This is a genomic window from Flavisphingomonas formosensis (assembly GCF_009755815.1).
Lineage (GTDB): Bacteria > Pseudomonadota > Alphaproteobacteria > Sphingomonadales > Sphingomonadaceae > Flavisphingomonas > Flavisphingomonas formosensis.
The window spans coordinates 152,542-170,710 of record NZ_WRPK01000014.1 but is presented as its reverse complement, the minus strand read 5'-3'; the positions used below and the strand labels follow the sequence as shown (position 1 = coordinate 170,710).

Genomic DNA, 18,169 nt, shown 5'->3' with positions numbered 1-18,169 from the left:
GAGCCTCAGGCGCCGGCAGCGACATCCGTCGCTTTGGCTATCCTCGCATAAGCTCGGGCGGCCGGTCGGCCTTGCGAACCCTCACGGGTTCGGTGGTGGCGAGCCTCAGGCGCCGGCAGCGACGTCCGTCGCTTTGGCTATCCTCGCATAAGCTCGGGCAGCTGGATCGCTTTCCAAATTTTTGGCCATGATCATGCTCAACGGCTGGATAACTTCTTAGGTCGGTGCCATGAGAGGCGCGCATAATGGCGCGGGCGACGATCATCGATGTGGCGAAGGCCGCCGGGGTTTCGATCCAGACGGTATCGCGCGTGATCAACAACGGCGCCCATGTGAGCGCCAACACCCGCCAGAAAGTGGAAGCCGCGATCGCGGCGCTCGACTTCCGTCCCAGCGCGGCAGCCCGAACCTTGCGCGGCGGCCGCTCCTTCCAGCTGGCCCTGTTGTTCGACAATCCGAGCGCCGCCTATTTCCACGCCGTCTATGAGGGCGCCAAGCAGCGCTGCACCGAAAGCGGCTTCCGCCTGATCACCCAATCCTGCCGCTTCAGCGACGATGCGCTGGTCGAGGACGTCCGCTCGCTGATCGCCGAAACGCGGGTGGACGGCATCATCCTCTCCCCGCCCTTCACCGATCACGATGCGCTGATCGACGCCTTGCTGCAGCTTTCGCTGCCCTTCTCCCGGATCGCGCCGACGACCCGCCTCGACATCGGCTATGCCACCGCGATCGACGATGTCGAGGCGGCAGCGATGGCGACGCGGCATCTGACGGCGCTGGGACATCGGCGGATCGGCTTCGTGCGCGGCCACCCGGATCATGGCGCCAGCGTGCAGCGGCTGCAGGGCTATTGCGATGCGCTTGCCAGCGAGCGCATCGCGTTTGACGAAAACCTCGTCGTGGAAGGGCAGTTCACCTTCGCATCGGGATGCGAGGCGGCACGGCAATTGCTGGCGCGCGAGAATCGCCCCACGGCGATCTTCGCGAGCAACGACGACATGGCGGCGGGGGTGCTCGCTTTTGCGCATGAACGGCGCATCCGCGTTCCCGAGGAGTTGTCGATCATGGGATTCGACGACAATGAGGTGGCGCAGATGGTTTGGCCACCGCTCACCACCGTTCATCAGCCGATGCATGCCCTCGCCCATGCCGCTGCCGATCTGCTGATCGCCAGGCCCTCGGCGGGCACCGAATCCAACCGCCGGCTGAAATTCGAACTCGTGCTGCGCGCATCGACTGCGCCGGTCCGCTCGGGTCCGGATTTAGGCTAGATCGGACCGAGACCGTCTCAAGCTTCGCTTCCCGTGCATGACGGCAAGGCCTAAGCAGGGTCGCGGTCTTCGTCCTTGCGCCAGTCCTCCGGGCCATAGCGCAGCAAAGGCGCGCCGCATTTCCTGCACACCGTCCTGAAATCGCCCGCCTGACGGCGAACGCGGCGGCGATCAGGAAGATGGCCGGCGGAATCGCACCCTTTGATCGCGCGATATATGGTCTGCATGAAACTCATGGCCGGCTCCGCACGGAGGGCCCCACGACCGCTCCATGAGCCGCCGCATCTAGCATCCGCGATCCGGCGAGATAAGTTAACGCTCATTCATCGAAGACGGATCAAACAGGGATACGCAACGCAACCTCTACGCGGTTCCGGGCTACACGACCATGCGGCAGCGGGTTGTGACCGAAATCACAAGCGTCCGAATTTTCCTGGCGGCATTGCCGGGACCGGGATGCAATTGCCTACTGACACAATTGTTAAATTTGCACTCGAAACTATAGTCGTTCGCGGTCATGCTGCGATGCAACGAAACACGTCGGGCAGGACGATGATGGCGTGAGGGGACGATCGCAGCGATGGACTTTGCCTTGGCCGCCTTCTGCTTCCTCATCGCGATCCTCAGCTATCTTGCCGCTCTCAAATATAATTCACTGATGATAGCGGGCCTTTCGGTGCTCTGCTTCATGGCCGGCCTCGTGCTCACCGTCGTGCGAGGGATGCGGGACTAAGAGCGCCCGTTCAGGCAGCAGCCTGCGCCCCGCGCACCAGCCGGCCAGGCAAGGCGCCCGTCGGTGCGTCATCTTCCCGCACCGCAACACCGCGCAGCAAGGTGGCGCGGTAGCCGGTTGCGCATTGCACGATCCGCTTGCCGCCTGCCGGCAGGTCATAGGCGACGTGCGGCGGGCCGAGGGCAAGGCGATCGAAATCGATCACATTGATGTCGGCGCGATAACCCATCCGCACCAGCCCCCGGTCCCTGAGCCCGACTGCAGCTGCCGGGCGCGCCGAAAGGCCGCGCACCACCTGCTCGACCGGCAATCGATCGCCGCGGCTGCGTTCGCGCCCCCAATGCTGGAGCATGTAGGTCGGCAGGCTGGCGTCGCACAGGAAGCCGAGATGCGCGCCGCCATCGCCAAGGCCATAGATGGTGTTGGGATGGCGCAGCATTTCCTCCACCGCCGCGAAGCTTTCGCCGGCAAAGTTGATGCTCGGCAACATCAGCACGCCGCGGCCATCCTGCTGCAGCATCAGATCATAAGCGTGCTCCGCCGGCGTCACGCCCAGCGCCGCAGCGCGGCTCGCCACGTCCGAATGCGGTGCCGGTTCGTAATTCACCGGATGGCCGAGCGGATACATCAGCGGGAAGGAGCGGATATAATCCGCGCCCATGAAATCGCCGGCATGCGGCGTTTCGCTGGTGATCGCCGCGCGGATCGCTGGATCCGCAAGGGCGCGCAGCCTTTGCTCGACCGGCAGGTGCAGCAGCGATTTCCAGGTCGGCGTATAGCTGAACGGATGGTAGCTGAGCTCGAAGCCGAGCAGCATGCCGATCGGCCGGCCGCTCACCTGCCCGCGTACCTCGAGCCCGGCCGCGTTGCAGTCTTCCAGCCAGGACAGCAGAATGCGCCACCGATCGGGCGACGAATGGTTTTGCCCCATGGTGATCGACAAGGGCCGCCCGGACCGCTCGACCACGCGGCGCAACATGGCGAGTTCGACCTCAGGATCGTTGAAATCCGACACGACCTGCAGCACTCCGCGTCTTTCCGCGCCGAGTGCCATGCCGATCGCCGACAATTCCGCCTCGCCCGCTTCCAACGTGTAGACGAGCGTCCCGTCGCTGGCGCGATGGTTGATGGTGCGCGACGTCGCGAAGCCGATCGCCCCGGCACGGATCGCCTCGCGCGCGAGCTTCGCCATCACGGCACAATCCGCCGCGGTCGCCTGTTCCCGTTCGATCGCGCGCCGCCCCATCGCATGGACGCGCAGCGCCGCATGCGGCAGCTGCGCCGCAATGTCCGTGTCGTAGAAACGCGCATCGAGGAAGGCGAGATAATCGGGGAAGCTCTCCCACGCCCAGGGCAGGCCTGTTGTCAGGACGATTTCGGGCAGATCCTCCACGCCTTCCATCAGCCGGACGAGATCGTCGCGATCCTCCCTGCGACATGGCGCGAAGCCGATCCCGCAATTGCCCATGACGACGCTGGTAACGCCATGGGCCGAAGACGGGCTGAGCCGATTGTCCCAGGTCACCTGCCCGTCATAGTGAGTGTGGACGTCGACGAAGCCGGGCGTGACGAGCGCGCCCTTCGCGTCGATCTCCCGTGCGCCGGCGGGAAGCCGCGCGCCGACATCGACGATGCGGTCGCCGCTGATCGCAACATCCGCCTCTCGCGCCGCATCGCCGCTGCCATCGACCAGCAGCCCACCGCGGATGACCAGATCGGCCTTCATCGCTCTCTCCTCGGTTCGCGATTCTTCGCGTTCGCCTGACGGGATGGTGCCGCGCCCAGCACATCGACACCATAGCGAAATGTTACTGGCGAAGAGCTCCGGCGCTGTTTGTAAATGCACCTTCGGCGCATGGGCGGCACCCGCAGCCACTCACCACACGCCGTCCATCACCAGCGAAACGACTTCGCGCGCATGGTCTTCCTCCGCCATAGCGTCACCGCTCGTGCCGGTGAGCCGCATGTTGCCGCGTATCGCCAGCAAACGGAAATGGCTTGCGGCGAGCAGCGGATCGTCGATCCTGAGTTCGCCAGAAACATGCCGCGCCGCGAGGAAATCCGCGATCTCCCGAAGATCGTCGGAGCGCAGCATATCGAGTATCGCATGGGCCAGCACGGGCCAGCGCTGCGCCTCGGTGACGGCCAGACGCAGCAGACGGACCACATCCTGCCTGGCATGGCGCACATCGAGCGCCATCGCCGCTGCCATGAGCGCGTCCCGGGTTTCGCCCGCCAGCGGCAGCGGCCGCCGTTCGCGCGCGATGCGTCCGGCAAAGCTGGTGATGGCGCGTTCGAACAGCGTCTCCTTGTCGCCAAACTGGCGATAGATGGTCATCTTGGAAATACCGGTTGCGGCGGAGATCGCATCGACCGCCGCGTGCCTGAACCCTTTTTCCAGAAAGGCGCGCGCCGCCGTATCGAGCAGCAGCTCGATGCGCTCGCTGGCGAGCCGGCTGCGTGCACCGGAAGAAGGCGGATCGCTGGCCGGCGGATCATAGCTGCGGAACAAGGCGAGTTCGCCCGCGGCCCGCAAGGCCTCGGCACCGGGCGAGACCATCTCCCCCTCCTTTCGCCAGCCGTAGAGGAACAGCCGCGCGACCGAATCCGATCGCGCGTCCAGCGCGCAGCCGTCGGCCGGCAGGCTGCGGACGAGATCGTCGATACCGGCGATGGCCAGCACGCCGAAGCGGCCCGCCGCCGCGATCGGATCGCCGACATTGCGGGCGCCCTGCACCGAGAGCGTCTCGATATAGGCCTGCATCGGGGAGGCGGCACGGCGGCGCAGGACGTGCGCCTCATCCGCCAGTTCTGGCACGAGATTCGCGGCTGCGATGTTGACGCGGTACAGCCCCTGATTGACCGGATCGAGGCTGCGCTGCTGCGCCCATTTGGCCAGACGCTTCAAGGCATCGAGGGGTGCAAGAGCGACGAGCGACGGAACACCCCGTTCCGAAGCGACCGCAAGTCCGGCTTTGACGGCGGCGACGAGAAGACGCTCCTTGGCCGGAAACCACAAATAAATGGTCTGCTTGCTGGTATTCGCACGCGCCGCGATGCGATCGACATTCGCGTCGGCATAGCCGTGCTCGATCATTTCCGCTTGCGCCGCGGCAATGATCCGACGCTGCGCGTCGTCCTTTCGATCGTGCACCTTCACATACCTATTCTGACAGCGCGGGCTCGTCGCGCAATGTGAACATCTTGTCACCTACGTACGATACCGTACAGTACGGCGACAATCGGGGAGGATTGTACATGATTCGACGCTCTGCGATCGCAGCGCTGATGGGACTATCCTGTTCGGGCCACGCGCTCGCACAGGCCAGCGCAGCAACCCCAGCGACGCCGACGACCTCGGGCCAGCCCGTGCCGGGCGTCGAGCTGCCGCATCCGCCTGTGCCTTTCGCGGGAACGATCGGCACGACCTTCGCCGATTCCCGGCCCGCCTATCAGCCGCCCGTGAGCGCGCCGGCGGGAGCGCCGAACGTGCTTCTGATCATGACCGATGATGTCGGCTTCGCAGCCGCCAGCACCTTCGGAGGCCCGATCCCCACTCCGGCGCTCGACCGCCTGGCCGAGCGCGGCCTGCGCTACAACCGCTTCCATACCACCGCCATGTGCTCGCCGACGCGCGCCGCCCTGCTCACGGGGCGCAACCATCATGCCGTCGGCACCGGTATGGTGACGGACACCGCAAGCGGCTATCCCGGATATTGGTCGGTAATCCCGCGATCGGCCGCAAGCATTGCCGAGATACTGCGTCTCAACGGCTACAACACCGCCTTCTTCGGCAAGCATCACAATATTCCACAGGGCCGCGACGATTCCACGGCCGGCCCTTTCGATCTCTGGCCGACGGGGCTCGGCTTCGAATATTTCTACGGCTTCATCGGCGGCGATACCAATCAATGGCGGCCGAAGCTCTATCGCGGCACCAATCCAGTCGAGACGCCCCCATCGAACAGCGAGACGCTGGACCATTTCCTCGCCAACGACCTCATCCGATGGCTGCACAACCAGCGCGCGGCCGCGCCGGAAAAGCCCTTCTTCGCCTATCTCGCCCCCGGCAGCGCCCATGCGCCGCACCAGGCGCCCAAGGAATGGATCGAGCGCTTCAAGGGTCAGTTCGACATGGGCTGGGACAGGCTGCGCGAACAGAGCCTCGCCCGGCAAAAAGCACTCGGCATCGCCCCGCGCGACACCGCACTCACCCCCCGCCCGGTTGCCATCCCCGCCTGGAATACGCTGAGCGACGATCAGCGCCGCGCCTATGCGCGGATGATGGAAGTCTATGCGGGCATGCTCGCCTATCAGGACCATGAGATCGGCCGCGTGCTCGACGAGCTCGACCGGATGGGCGAACGCGACAACACGCTCGTCATCTTCATCGAAGGCGACAATGGCGCGAGCCCCGAAGGCGATCTCGGCGGCTCGATGAACGAGCTCGGCACGCTCGCCAACGGGATGCGGGAAGATACGGCCTCGCTCCTCGCCGCGATGGACAAGATGGGCGGTCCCGACAGCTATCAGGTCTATCCGGTCGGCTGGGCCTGGGCCACCAACTCGCCCTTCCAGTGGACCAAGCAGGTCGGCTCGCATCTCGGCGGCACGCGCAACGGCATGGTGGTGTCCTGGCCGCAGCGCATTCACCGGCCGGGCGGCATCCGCAGCCAGTTCGCGCATGTGACCGACATCATGCCGACGATCCTGGACGCAGCGGGCATTCCCATTCCCGAGACGGTGGACGGCGCGAAACAGCAAAGGGTCGACGGCGTCAGCCTCACCTACAGCTTCGACGCCGCCAAGGCGCCCGAACGTCACACGACCCAATATTTCGAGCTGGTCGGCAATCGCGCCATTTACGATCATGGGTGGATGGCCAGCACCACGCCGGGCCGCCTGCCCTGGAAAGCGGGCGGATCCACCGGCCTGCCGACCGACTATAAGTGGGAACTCTACAATCTCGATCGCGACTTCAGCCAAGCGCGCGATCTGGCCGCGACCGAGCCGAAACGCCTCGCCGCGCTGCAGGCGTTGTGGATGGAGGAAGCGAAGCGCAACAAGGTCCTGCCGCTGGACGACCGGCAGGGCAGCATCCGCGCCGCCGGCAACCGGCCGCCGCAGCAGCCGCGCCGCTACGTCTATTGGGGTGCGGACATCAGCGTGGCGCAGCCCAAGGCGCCGCCGATCAACTTCCGCTCCTTCACCATCGACGCGGACATCATCGTGCCGCCCGAAGGCGCGCGCGGCGTGCTGATCGCCAGCGGCAGCCGCTTCGGCGGCTGGAGCTTCCACTTCGAGGACGGCCGGCCGGTCGTCGTCGAAGCCGCGTCGCAGGATCCGAAGGATCTGTTCCGCATCGCAGCGGCCGAAACGGTGAAGCCCGGTCCGGCTAAGCTACGCTACGACTATGATCTGTCCGGCGCGCCCGGCGAGGGCGGCACGCTGCGCATCTCGCTCGACGGACGGGAGATCGGACAGGGACGCATTGGACGCACCATCCTCATCGCCGCCGGCCTGGGCGAAACCTTCGACACCGGCCGCGATACGGGTGCGACGGTCGTCGATCTGCCCGGCGGCTCGACCTTCAACGGCGGGATCGAGCGAATCGAGGTGAAGCCGCGCTGACGAACGCGGCGATCCTCCAAGAAAAGAAGAACAAGAACAGACGACTGACAGCCAAACCGACAGGGACTGAAGGAGCATTATGAAGAGGACGACGAAGGGCCGCCTGGCTCTGCTGTGCACGGCTGCGCTGTTTTCGGGCGCGGCCGTCCCCACATGGGCACAGGAGGCGCCCCCCGCCTCCACGCCCGGCACGGGGCTGGAAGAAATCATCGTGACGGCACAGAAGCGCGCCGAAAACCTGCAGGACACGCCGCTGGCGGTCAGCGCGATCACGCGCAACGTGCTGGAGGCTCGCCGCATCATGGACATCGCCGACATCAGCGGATCGGTGCCGAACCTGACCACCACGATCACGCCCTCCTCGACGACCAACGTCGCGATCCACATTCGCGGCATCGGCGAGGCGGATCCGGTGCTGACCATCGACGCGCCCGTCGGCGTCTATGTCGACGGCGTCGTGATCGGGCGCAGCGCGGGCGCAGTGTTCGATCTGGTCGATCTCGAGCGGGTCGAGGTGCTGCGCGGTCCGCAGGGCACGCTCTACGGTCGCAACACCACCGGCGGCGCAGTGAATTTAATCACCGCCCGTCCCGCAGACACGTTCAAGGCCAGCCAGACCTTCAGCTACGGCCGCTTCAACTATTTCCAGTCGCGAACGACGGTGGATACGGGCGAACTCGGCGACAGCGGCCTGCGTTTCAAGCTGTCCTATCTGCACAAGCAGCGCAACGGCTATGCCAACGATCTCAACGCGCCCGCCAAGCGCGATCCTGGCGCCTATAATGTCGACGCTTTCCGCATCGCCGCCAATTATGACAAGGGTGGCCCGATCCGCATCGACTATGCATTCGACTATAACGACAGCAACAGCTCCTCCGTACCCTTCCAGCTGATGGCGGTGCGTGCGGATATCGCCGCCTATCTCGCACTCTCGCCGCAGCTGGGCGGCAGCACCGCGCAGATTTCCCGCAAGCGGCTGAAGACGCTCAGCCTCGATCAGGGGCCGAACCGGGACGAGATCATGGGCCACACGCTCAAGATCGAGCTCGACCTGGCCGACACGCTGACGCTGCGCTCGCTGACCGGCTACCGCAAATGGAACAATCGCGTCGCGCAGACCGATCTCGACGGCAATTCCGGGCTGGTCGGTTTCCAGGTCAGCCCGGCGATCCTCGCGCCGCCCAATGCCTTCATCCCGCTCGGCGTCCGGCCGTTCAACCTGTTCTCGGCACAGAATAAGCGGCATCAGGACCAGGTTTCGCAGGAATTCAACCTGATCGGGAAGATCGGCACGACGGCCGACTTCGTGCTCGGCGCCTTCTACTTCAAGGAGAATGCGCGCGAGAACAATCCGCAGCAGCTCAGCCTCGTATTGCCTTCGCCGGTTCCGATCCCGCTGGGGCCCGGCATCGTCACCAACAGCTTCGGCGTGGCGCTGAGCCCTGCCCTCACTTATTCGCACCATAGCGAATCGAAGGCCCTGTTCGGCCAGGCGACGATCCACGTCACCGATCGCTTCGACATCACGGGCGGCCTGCGCTACACCGAGGACAAGAAGAAGCTCAACCAGACCGCCCCGGTCGCCCAGATCCGGCAGCTCAAGGCCAGCTTCAGCCAGGTCAATTATGCCGTCAGCGCCGACTATAAGCTGACCCGCGACATCATGGCCTATGCGCGCGTCGCCACCGGCTACAAGGCGGGCGGCTTCAATCCGCGATCGGTGGGCGGCAGCTTCGATCCGGAGAAGATCATCTCCTACGAAGGCGGCGTGAAGACCGAGCTGTTCGACCGGCGACTGCGCTTCAACCTCACCGGCTTCCATTCCCGCTACAAGGATCTGCAGGTCAGCCAGTTCCTCGCCGGCAGCGGCGGCGCCTCCAGCCTTACCGTCAATGCCGGCAAGGCCAGCTATACCGGGGTGGAAATGGACGTGCTCGCGCGGCCGGTGCGCGGCCTGACGATCAACGGCGCATTCGGCTATGTGGATCGCAAGTTCAAGAGCTTCATCATCCGCGATCCGGCGACGAATGCCCTCATCGACGTGTCCGACGAGGCGCGCTTCCATTATTCGGCGAGCACGACCGCCAATGCCGGCGTCCAGTACGACTTTCCCGAAATGGCCATCGGCAAGCTGATGGCTCGGCTCGACTATACCTATCGCGGCCGCATCTGGTTCCATCCGCTCGATCGGCTCAATCCGTTCAACAGCGTGATCACCGACGGCCCGGTCGGCCGCTTCGACGCACGCGTGGCGCTGTCGGAGATCGACCTGGGGCGGAGCAAGGCCACGGTCGCGCTGTGGGGCAAGAACATCACCAACCGCGACTATCTCTATTCCGCGATCGACTTCGGCTCGCTGGGCTTTGCGGGCGGCGTCTTCGCGGAACCGAGGACCTACGGCATCGACGTGCGCTTCGATTTCTAGCGGAGCGCAACGCCTCTCCGGCTTGCGAGAGAGACTGGACGAGGGCCGTCTTTCTTCTTTGATGTCTTGAAGAAAAACGACAATGCCCTTCATCCGGCCTTCTCCCGCAAGCGGGAAGGCTTACAGATGGCGACCAGACGAGTCCGCGAGAGAGCGGGGACAAGGGGGGACGCCATGACGGACGATGCGCAGCCTATCGACTTTGCCGGACAGAGCGTGATCGTCACGGGAGGCGGCGCCGGCATCGGCCGGGCCTACGCCCTCGCCTTTGCGGAGCGCGGCGCAAAGGTGGTGGTCAACGATCTCGACGGCCCAGGGCGTGCCCGCGCCGAAGAGGTGGTCGACGCCATCCGCGCCGCCGGCGGCGAAGCGATCACGAGCCTGCACAGCGTCGCGACGCGCGCGGGCGGCGACGCCATCGTCGCGGACGCGCTGGCCGCCTACGGCCGGATCGACGCGTTGATCAACAATGCCGGCGTCCTGCTCGACGATGCATTCGAGGATCTGACCGATACCGATATCGACGCAATGATCGCGATCCACCTGAAGGGCGCCTTCCATCTCGCCCAGCCCGTCTTCCGCGTGATGAAGACGGCGGGCTATGGCCGCATCGTCTTCACCGGATCCTCTTCCGGAATGTTCGGCCACGCTTGGCACGCCGCTTACGGCGCCGCCAAGACCGGGCTGCTCGGCCTGTCCAACGTAGTCGCACTGGAAGGATCACCCTTCGGCATCCTCTCCAACGTCGTGATGCCCAATGCGATGACCGCGCTGGCCGGCAACATCAAGCAGGGCTTTCGCGACAATGCGGATTTCATGGCCTCCGTCGAACGGGTCGACTTCACCACGCTGCTGCCGGCGCTCAGGCCGGAATATACCGCCCCGCTGGTCGTCTATCTGGCCAGCCGTGCCTGCCGCAGCTCTCACAGCGTCTATTCCCAGGCCGGCAATCGCTATGCACGGGTGATCGTCGGAGAGGCGCAAGGATGGCTGTCGAGCCTGGATGCGCCGCCCAGTCCGGAAGAGATTGCGCGACACTGGGCTGAAGTCGAAGACATCAGCACGCTGCATCTGCCGCTAACCAACTATGACGAACTCGGCATCTCGATCGCCGCCAATCGGGAACGCCTAGCGCAATAGCCACCCGACAATCATGCGCATACGTCTGATTAAATCGCCTCATTATAGTGCATTCTGATTTGATCGAATATGTTCGTCGAGTTTCGGTCCAAATAGTCGGGCTTGAGGGCGGCGCCCACTCGGCTATGAAGCCAGCGGTGATGGCGTGGTCTCCATTTTCGGGTTCGGACTGATCGATCGCATGGCGAAGCGGCGGGCGCGGGGCAGATCATCGGCGCGGGGCAAGGCGGTACGGCGAGGGAGCAGGCGCCGACGGTCCAGCCTGCAGGCGCTCTTCACCTTCATCCTCCTCGGCGCCGTCGTGCTGGCGATCGGCATTCCGGTGCTCAATCGTCATTTCGAGAACAAGCGGGAGGAGCGCAAGGAGGCGCTCTCGATGGAACAGGCGCGCGCGATCAATGCCGCCATCCCCTTCGTGAAGGGCCGTGGCGGCGCGGCTCCGCCTTATTTTTTCCGGGGCACGCCGGCCGCGCGGCTGCAGGCGACGGACTGCCTCGCGACCGCGGCGCTGTATGAGGCGGGCGCCGACGTTCGCGGGCAACGCGCCGTCATGCAGGTGATCCTCAACCGCGTCCGCGCACCCGGCTTTCCGAAGACAGTATGCGGCGTCGTCTATCAGGGATCCCAGCGCAAGACCGGCTGCCAGTTCAGCTTCACCTGCGACGGCTCGCGACAGCGCCGGCCGGAACGGACCGGGTGGGTCGATGCCCGCCTGCGCGCGCGCCATGCCCTCGCCGGGACCGTGTTCAAGCCGGTGGGCATGGCGACCCATTACCACACCGACTGGATCGTCCCCTATTGGATCAGCTCGCTGGACAAGATCGCGAAGGTCCACAGCCACATCTTCTATCGGCCTGCCGCAGCCCGGACATCCTGACCCGTGATCGATCGGGATGCGCAGGCATCGCGGCATCCCACAAACGGATACCGCCACCCTTCGCTTGACATGCATCGGGATGCGCCGTCTTCTCCGCCCGATAATACGCACATAATCGCAAGGAGAGACTCGGATGGCTGTCACGTCCGTCCTGGCATTGCGCTCGACGCTGGCGGGCGATGGCCCGCCCCTGTTCTTTCCCGATCCGGACGTGCCGGCGATCTTCAATTTCGACCAGGGCCTCGCCGCGCCCGAGACCTTCCCGCGCGAGGATCTCGTCCGGATCGCCAAACTGGTGCTCGATCGCGACGGCCCCGAGGTGCTCGACTATTTCGATCCCGCCACCGGCTATGAGGAACTGGTCTACGGCTACAAGGGCCTGCGCAGCGAGATCGCGAAGCGGATCCAGCGCACCCAGAAGCGCACCATCGATCCGCTCGGCATCATCCTCACCTCCGGCTCCGTGCAGGGCATCGCGCTCGCCATCGCCGGCTATGTGAACGCCGGCGACGTGGTGATCGTCGAGGCCGCCTCCTTCCCCTATGCGCTGCGCTACATGGCGATGGCGGGCGCGGAGGTGCGCACCGTGCCCGTCGACGACGGCGGCATGGATGTCGACGCGGTCGAGACGCTGCTCTCGGACATCGCCGGGGAAGGCAAGCGGGTGAAGATGGTCTACACCATCCCGACCTTCCAGACGCCGACCGGCACCGTTCTCTCGGCACCGCGGCGGCAGAAGCTCGTCGATCTCGCGGCGAAGCACGGCTTCCTGATCCTCGAGGACAATGTCTATGGCGATCTGCGCTTTGCCGGGGAGCCGCTGCCGACGCTGCTCGAACTCGATCGCGCGGGGCTCGTCCTGCAATGCGGCAGCTTCAGCAAGATCGTGGCGCCCGCGTTGCGGCTCGGCTGGATCGCGGGCACCGACGAGGCGATCGCCGGGCTCGCCGCCGTGCGCCAGGATCTCGGCGTCGGCCAGTGGCTGGCGCGGGTGATGACGCAATATCTCGCCGAAGGGCTGCTGGAGCCGCATCTCGAACGTGCAAACCAGGTCTACAAGTCCAAGGCGGAAACCGCAGTGCGTGCGATGCGGCGATATTGCGGGGACTATGTTTCGTTCCGCGAGCCGCAGGGATCCTTCTATCTCTGGGTGGAGATCGACGAGCGCGTCGATTGGGAGACCGCCGCGCGGATGGCGGAGCGCGAAGGCATATTCTTCCGTCCGGGCGAGCGTTTCATGGGCGATACCGGCGGCCGCCAATATCTTCGCCTCGCCTATAGCCATGTCAGCGAGGATGTGATCGAGCAGGGCATCGCCACGCTGGGCGGGATCATCGCGCGGTGCGTGCGGGCGGCGGCATGAGCGGTCCCGAGACGATCGCCAGCGGCCTCGCCTTTCCCGAGGGGCCGCGCTGGCACTCCGGCCGCCTCTGGGTTTCCGACCAGCATGAAGGCAGCGTCCATGTGATGGACGAGCGCGGCCGCGTCGAGGAGCGCTTCGCCGTGCCGGGCGGCCCCTCCGGCATGGGCTGGCTGCCCGATGGAGACCTGCTCGTCGTCTCGATGGAGGAAAGGCGGCTCTATCGGCGCGGTGCCGACAGGACCCTGACGGTCCATGCCGAGCTGGCGCCGCTGCATCCCGGGCACAGCAACGACATGGTCGTCGATCGCTTCGGCCGCGCCTATGTCGGCAATATCGGCTTCGCGTTCGATCGCGGCGAGGAGCCGTGCACCACGGCGATGGCGCTGGTGATGCCCGACGGCGGCATCGCATGCGCGGCGGACGAACTGCTCTGCCCCAATGGCAGCGTGATCACGCCCGACGGGCGCACGCTGATCGTCGCGGAGTCGCTCGCCGGCCGGCTGACCGCCTTCACCATCGGCGCGGACGGCCGCCTGGCCGACCGGCGCTGCTTCGCCGCGATCGACGGCCATGTGCCCGACGGCATCTGCCTGGATGCCGAAGGCTATGTGTGGGCGGCGAGCCCCTTCGCGCAGGAGGTGATCCGCGTGCGCGAAGGCGGCGAGATCGTCGAGCGCGTGCGCATTACGGAAGGCGCGCCCTATGCCTGCGCGCTCGGCGGCAAGGACGGCCGCAGCCTCTTCATCTGTTGCGCGCCCGATCATGCGCGCGAGGCCACGCTCGCCGCGCGGGGCGGACGGATCGACCGCGTGACCGTAACCGTTCCCGCAGCCCTGGAGATGGCATGAGCCCGGACGCATCCCCGATCGCACGCTTCAACCCGCCCGGCATGGCCTTTGCCGGCATGAGCCAGGCGGTTGGCTGCGGATCCTTCGTCCTGGTTTCCGGCCAGGTCGCGCTACGCGGCGGAGCGATCGTCGGTGTCGGCGATGCGAAGGCACAGGCGGAGGCCTGTTTCGCCAATATCGAGGCAGCATTGGCAGAGGCCGGCGCCACCCTTTCGGACATAGCCAGCCTGCGCTGCTCGCTCACCGACCGAGCCGCCTATGCCGGCTATGCGGAAGTCAAGAATGCGCTGTTCGCCGACGCACCGCCTTGCTCCACGGTGGTGATCGTCGCCGGGCTGCTGATGCCCGAGCTGCTGATGGAGGTGGAGGCGGTGGCCTGGCGCCCGGCCACACGCTGAACGGGATTTGCGGAGGAATCGATGGCGAAGACCGCGGATTACGAGCTCGGCCCCCACATGTTCCCGCGCGGCTGGTTCCTGGTCGCGCGCAGCGACGAACTGACCGACAAGCCGATCGCGCTGCGCTATTTCGGGCAGGACATGGCGCTGTACCGCGGCCAGAGCGGCACGCCTCACCTCGTCGAGGCCTATTGCCCGCATATGGGCGCGCACCTCGCGCCCAACGCCACCTCCTATATCGTGCGCGATCGGGAGCATGTGCAGGGCGAGTCGATCCGCTGCCCCTTTCATGGCTGGCGCTTCGGCCCGGACGGCCGATGCGACGACATACCCTATAGCAGCCAGGCCATTCCCAAGGCCGCCTGCATCCGGAGCTGGACCGTCGCCGAACGAGCCGGCGCGATCTGGATGTGGTATGACGAGGAGGGCGGCGCGCCCGATATTCCCCTGCCCGCCTTCGCCGAATGGGATGCGCAGGATGCCGGCTGGGTGCGCTGGCGCTTCGACGATTTCGGCACGCTACCTGCCCATCCCGTCGAGATCGTCGACAATATGGCCGATCTGCGCCACATGGATCCAATCCACGGGAGCCGCGGCGAAACCTATTTCGACAATGAGTTCGTCGATCACCGCGTCAGCCAGAGCTTCTGGGCAGGCCATCGAACATTGGTCGACGACAGCCCCGATGCGGTATTGAGCAGCGAGGCCTTCTATACCGGCCCCGCCATATTGCAGGCGCGGCTCGGCGGGCAGCATCCCTCGCTGATGCTGATCGCGCATACGCCGGTCGAGGATGGCGTGATCCGCATGCATCATGCGCTGATGGTGAAGATCGCCGACACGCGGCCTAGCGAGGAGCAGAAGGCAAGCGCCCGCGATTATCAGGAAGCCAGCCGCCTCGCCCTCGCCCAGGATGTCGAGATCTGGCTGAACAAGCGCCCCGCGCGCACCATCCTGCAAATTCCCACCGACGGCCCGTTCGGCCGCGTCCGGACCTGGTATCGCCAATTCTACAATCCGCGCAGCGATGCCGCCACCTTCCGCAAACGCGTCAACGGCCGCGATGTCCGCGTGGGCACGGCGCGCCCGGCTGGCGCTTTGATCGATATTCGCAGGGAGGAGGAATTGACCGGAGGCTTTTGACGCCCCCGGTCAGTCCGTCAGAGCACCCAGCTTCCCGTCAACGCCGTCACGTCGCCGGTGAACAGGATCGCCATGTCCGCATTGGCATCGCCGTTCGTATCGAACAGCGCGGTGGTGGTGTTGGTGCCGGCATCGTAGCTCAGCATATATTCGCCCGCCGTGCTGGTGAACGCCGGGGCGAGATGGAAAGCCTGGTCGCCCGCCACCGTGGTGTCGGCATCGATCGCCGAGAGATCGAGACTGTCGCCCTTGGCGAAATCGGTGATCCGATCGGCCGCATCGACGGTGCTCTCCCCGGCGGAGGCGTAGACGAAGCGATCGCCCTGCGTACCGCCGGTCAGCGTATCGGCCCCGCCGCCGCCGATGAGCGTATCCGATCCGACGCCGCCGACGAGAATGTCGTCGCCCGCCGCTCCTTTCAGAATATCATTGCCATAGCCGCCGTCGACGGTGTCGCTCGACGAGCCCGCATCGATGATGTCGTTGCCCTTGCCGCCGAGCATCACATTCACCTGGGCCGATCCGGTGAGCACGTCATCATAGTCTGATCCGGTGACATTCTCGACGAAGAGCAGCGTATCGACCCCTGCTCCATGCGTATCCTGAGCGGCGGTCAGCGACAGATCGATGGTGACGCCGGACGACGTACCGGCATAGCTCGCCGTATCGACGCCCGCGCCGCCGTTCAGCACATCGTCGCCGAGACCGCCCTTCAGGCTGTCGTTGCCGGCGTTACCGGTGAGCATATTGTTGCCCTCGTCGCCGGTGAGCTGATCGTCATAGGCGCCGCCGATCAGATTCTCGATGCCGGCGAGCGTGTCGGTGCCGGCCGAGATGGTCGACTGGGCGGTCGTGATCGCAAGGCTGACACGCACCGCGCCGCCGGCAGCGGCGTAGCTCGCCACATCCATGCCGTCGCCGCCATAGAGGAAGTCATTGCCGAGGCCGCCCTCTAAGCGGTCGTCTCCGGCGCCGCCGGTGAAGATGTTGCTGAACTGATTGCCGGTCAGCACGTCGTCGAACGCCGATCCCACGACATTCTCGATGCTGTTGACGAGATCGATGCCCGATCCGCCGGTATTCTGATAGGTGGTGCTGATCAGGTTCAGGGTGATGCCGCCGGCCGCGTCGGCATAGGAGACGGTGTCCACGCCGAAGCTTCCGTAAAGCTTGTCGTTCCCCGCCCCGCCATTCACAATGTCGTTGCCGCTCCCGCCGTTGAGCATGTCGACACCGCCGCCCCCGAACAGCGTGTCGTTGCCGGCGCCGCTGGTGATGCTCAGATTCTCGACCCCGTGAAACTCGGTGGAGCCGAGCGCACCGCCATGCACGACACCGTCCAGGCCGCCATCATCATAGATGAGCTGGCCGGTCACGCTGCTGCGCGCCGGCGTGTTGCCGCTGCTGCCGTCGTAGAAGAGATTGAACGGGAAATAGGGGCCATTGAGATCGAAACTGGCCAGCAGCTGCTCCTTGACCGCGAAGGTGGATCCGTTGATCTGCGCGACAGCCTGCGGGCCGCCGGAAATCCCTGCCGATGCGCTGGTCACCCAACCGTCGGCACCCTGCTCGATAGTGATCACCAGCTGGGTATAGACGGTACGCGGCCCACCGTCCGAGGCGACCGTCGTCTGGCCCGTCCAGACCGCGACATTGCCGCTGATCGATGCCAACGTCATGGTCTCGCTCGGGCTGTCGATCTGCCCGTCCAGCGCGGCGCCGGCGCTCGGCCCCCACCAGAGCTTCTGATACTGGCCGAGATCGAAGCCGCTATAGGTTTCGACGCTGCCCTGGCTCGCAACGGCAGCGCCGACGCTGGAAAGGCTCGCTCCGCCGGGCGATCCGGTCACGAAAATCGGCCCTGACGGTGTGGGGGCGGTCATCACAATGTCGGTGGCGGCCGCGCCATAGTTGACGATCAACCTGTCCATGCCCGGACCGCCGATGACCAGATCGTTGCCGGTGAGCCCGGACAGAGTGTCGCCGCCTTCGAGGCCGTTGACGACGTCGTCGGCGACCGTGCCGGTCAGCGTATCGCTGCCGGGCGTACCCGTTATATTGGTCATGTGAATCCCCCTACTCGCAAGACACAATCGATGATCGGCAAAATCACTTCGCCCAGACGCAAAATCATCGAATACTCATAGACGAAGTGGACGAACCTACTTCACAATATCAGGTCATTTAATTGGAGATTAATCATTGTTTAGAGAAATGCCAAATCTAACAGGGATACACTCTTTTTCGACGATTTGGCCGTGAAGAGACACTTTCGGATCCTGGAGAGGCGATTCCTGCTCCGGCCTCTACCGAGGGCCATCCCAATGGCGATTCCGGTGA

General features: G+C 65.3%; 13 protein-coding genes. 10 read left to right on the top strand and 3 right to left on the bottom strand.

Annotated features, from left to right (window positions below; all coding sequences use genetic code 11):
• Positions 1–245 precede the first annotated feature (245 nt).
• Together GQY20_RS28990 and GQY20_RS28985 are read left to right on the top strand one after the other, a co-directional pair.
• On the top strand, positions 246–1,271 hold the full coding sequence (locus tag GQY20_RS28990) for a LacI family DNA-binding transcriptional regulator (RefSeq protein WP_198351271.1): 1,026 nt from the start codon (positions 246–248) through the stop codon (positions 1,269–1,271).
• A 580-nt stretch (positions 1,272–1,851) separates the two neighbouring features.
• Entirely contained in the window at positions 1,852–2,004 is a 153-nt protein-coding gene (locus tag GQY20_RS28985; RefSeq protein ID WP_157220659.1) for a hypothetical protein, read from the top strand.
• A gap of 10 nt (positions 2,005–2,014) precedes the next feature.
• Here GQY20_RS28985 and GQY20_RS28980 read toward each other — a convergent pair whose 3' ends face one another.
• Positions 2,015–3,730 carry an N-acyl-D-amino-acid deacylase family protein gene (locus GQY20_RS28980; protein ID WP_157220658.1) on the bottom strand — a complete coding sequence of 572 codons (1,716 nt, stop codon included), beginning with the start codon at positions 3,728–3,730 and terminating at the stop codon, positions 2,015–2,017.
• Positions 3,731–3,880: 150 nt separating this feature from the next.
• Positions 3,881–5,164 (bottom strand): TetR/AcrR family transcriptional regulator, encoded by a 1,284-nt coding sequence (locus GQY20_RS28975; RefSeq protein ID WP_198351270.1) that lies wholly within the window; start codon positions 5,162–5,164, stop codon positions 3,881–3,883.
• Between the two features lie 98 nt (positions 5,165–5,262).
• On the opposite strand from GQY20_RS28975, the gene GQY20_RS28970 reads away from it, so the two are divergent.
• The 8 genes from GQY20_RS28970 to GQY20_RS28935 all read left to right on the top strand — a co-directional run bounded on the left by GQY20_RS28970 (position 5,263) and on the right by GQY20_RS28935 (position 15,829).
• A complete protein-coding gene (locus tag GQY20_RS28970; protein ID WP_232476310.1) occupies positions 5,263–7,635 on the top strand; it encodes an arylsulfatase in 2,373 nt (790 codons plus the stop codon).
• A gap of 79 nt (positions 7,636–7,714) precedes the next feature.
• Positions 7,715–10,060 (top strand): TonB-dependent receptor, encoded by a 2,346-nt coding sequence (locus tag GQY20_RS28965; RefSeq protein WP_157220656.1) that lies wholly within the window; start codon positions 7,715–7,717, stop codon positions 10,058–10,060.
• A 174-nt stretch (positions 10,061–10,234) separates the two neighbouring features.
• Positions 10,235–11,200 carry an SDR family NAD(P)-dependent oxidoreductase gene (locus tag GQY20_RS28960; protein WP_157220655.1) on the top strand — a complete coding sequence of 322 codons (966 nt, stop codon included), beginning with the start codon at positions 10,235–10,237 and terminating at the stop codon, positions 11,198–11,200.
• A 145-nt stretch (positions 11,201–11,345) separates the two neighbouring features.
• Entirely contained in the window at positions 11,346–12,077 is a 732-nt protein-coding gene (locus GQY20_RS28955; protein ID WP_332836117.1) for a cell wall hydrolase, read from the top strand.
• A gap of 133 nt (positions 12,078–12,210) precedes the next feature.
• Positions 12,211–13,440 (top strand): aminotransferase-like domain-containing protein, encoded by a 1,230-nt coding sequence (locus GQY20_RS28950; RefSeq protein WP_157220653.1) that lies wholly within the window; start codon positions 12,211–12,213, stop codon positions 13,438–13,440.
• On the top strand, positions 13,437–14,288 hold the full coding sequence (locus GQY20_RS28945) for an SMP-30/gluconolactonase/LRE family protein (protein WP_157220652.1): 852 nt from the start codon (positions 13,437–13,439) through the stop codon (positions 14,286–14,288). The genes GQY20_RS28950 and GQY20_RS28945 overlap by 4 nt, the downstream gene beginning before the upstream one ends.
• The gene (locus GQY20_RS28940; RefSeq protein ID WP_157220651.1) at positions 14,285–14,686 is read left to right on the top strand and encodes a RidA family protein; all 402 of its coding nucleotides are present in this window, start codon (positions 14,285–14,287) and stop codon (positions 14,684–14,686) included. The genes GQY20_RS28945 and GQY20_RS28940 overlap by 4 nt, the downstream gene beginning before the upstream one ends.
• 21 nt (positions 14,687–14,707) lie before the next feature.
• Positions 14,708–15,829: a Rieske 2Fe-2S domain-containing protein gene (locus tag GQY20_RS28935; protein WP_157220650.1), complete on the top strand. Its 1,122-nt coding sequence runs from the start codon at positions 14,708–14,710 to the stop codon at positions 15,827–15,829.
• Between the two features lie 17 nt (positions 15,830–15,846).
• On the opposite strand, the gene GQY20_RS28930 is transcribed toward GQY20_RS28935, so the two are convergent.
• Entirely contained in the window at positions 15,847–17,895 is a 2,049-nt protein-coding gene (locus GQY20_RS28930; RefSeq protein ID WP_157220649.1) for a calcium-binding protein, read from the bottom strand.
• Positions 17,896–18,169 lie beyond the last annotated feature (274 nt).

Excerpts from the sequence above, each read along its gene's own strand:
- GQY20_RS28990 (WP_198351271.1), top strand. The coding sequence starts at position 246 with ATGGCGCGGGCGACGATCATCGATGTGGCGAAGGCCGCCGGGGTTTCG.
- GQY20_RS28985 (WP_157220659.1), top strand. The coding sequence starts at position 1,852 with ATGGACTTTGCCTTGGCCGCCTTCTGCTTCCTCATCGCGATCCTCAGC.
- GQY20_RS28980 (WP_157220658.1), bottom strand. The coding sequence starts at position 3,730 with ATGAAGGCCGATCTGGTCATCCGCGGTGGGCTGCTGGTCGATGGCAGC.
- GQY20_RS28970 (WP_232476310.1), top strand. The coding sequence starts at position 5,263 with ATGATTCGACGCTCTGCGATCGCAGCGCTGATGGGACTATCCTGTTCG.
- GQY20_RS28965 (WP_157220656.1), top strand. The coding sequence starts at position 7,715 with ATGAAGAGGACGACGAAGGGCCGCCTGGCTCTGCTGTGCACGGCTGCG.
- GQY20_RS28960 (WP_157220655.1), top strand. The coding sequence starts at position 10,235 with ATGACGGACGATGCGCAGCCTATCGACTTTGCCGGACAGAGCGTGATC.
- GQY20_RS28950 (WP_157220653.1), top strand. The coding sequence starts at position 12,211 with ATGGCTGTCACGTCCGTCCTGGCATTGCGCTCGACGCTGGCGGGCGAT.
- GQY20_RS28945 (WP_157220652.1), top strand. The coding sequence starts at position 13,437 with ATGAGCGGTCCCGAGACGATCGCCAGCGGCCTCGCCTTTCCCGAGGGG.
- GQY20_RS28940 (WP_157220651.1), top strand. The coding sequence starts at position 14,285 with ATGAGCCCGGACGCATCCCCGATCGCACGCTTCAACCCGCCCGGCATG.
- GQY20_RS28935 (WP_157220650.1), top strand. The coding sequence starts at position 14,708 with ATGGCGAAGACCGCGGATTACGAGCTCGGCCCCCACATGTTCCCGCGC.
- GQY20_RS28930 (WP_157220649.1), bottom strand. The coding sequence starts at position 17,895 with ATGACCAATATAACGGGTACGCCCGGCAGCGATACGCTGACCGGCACG.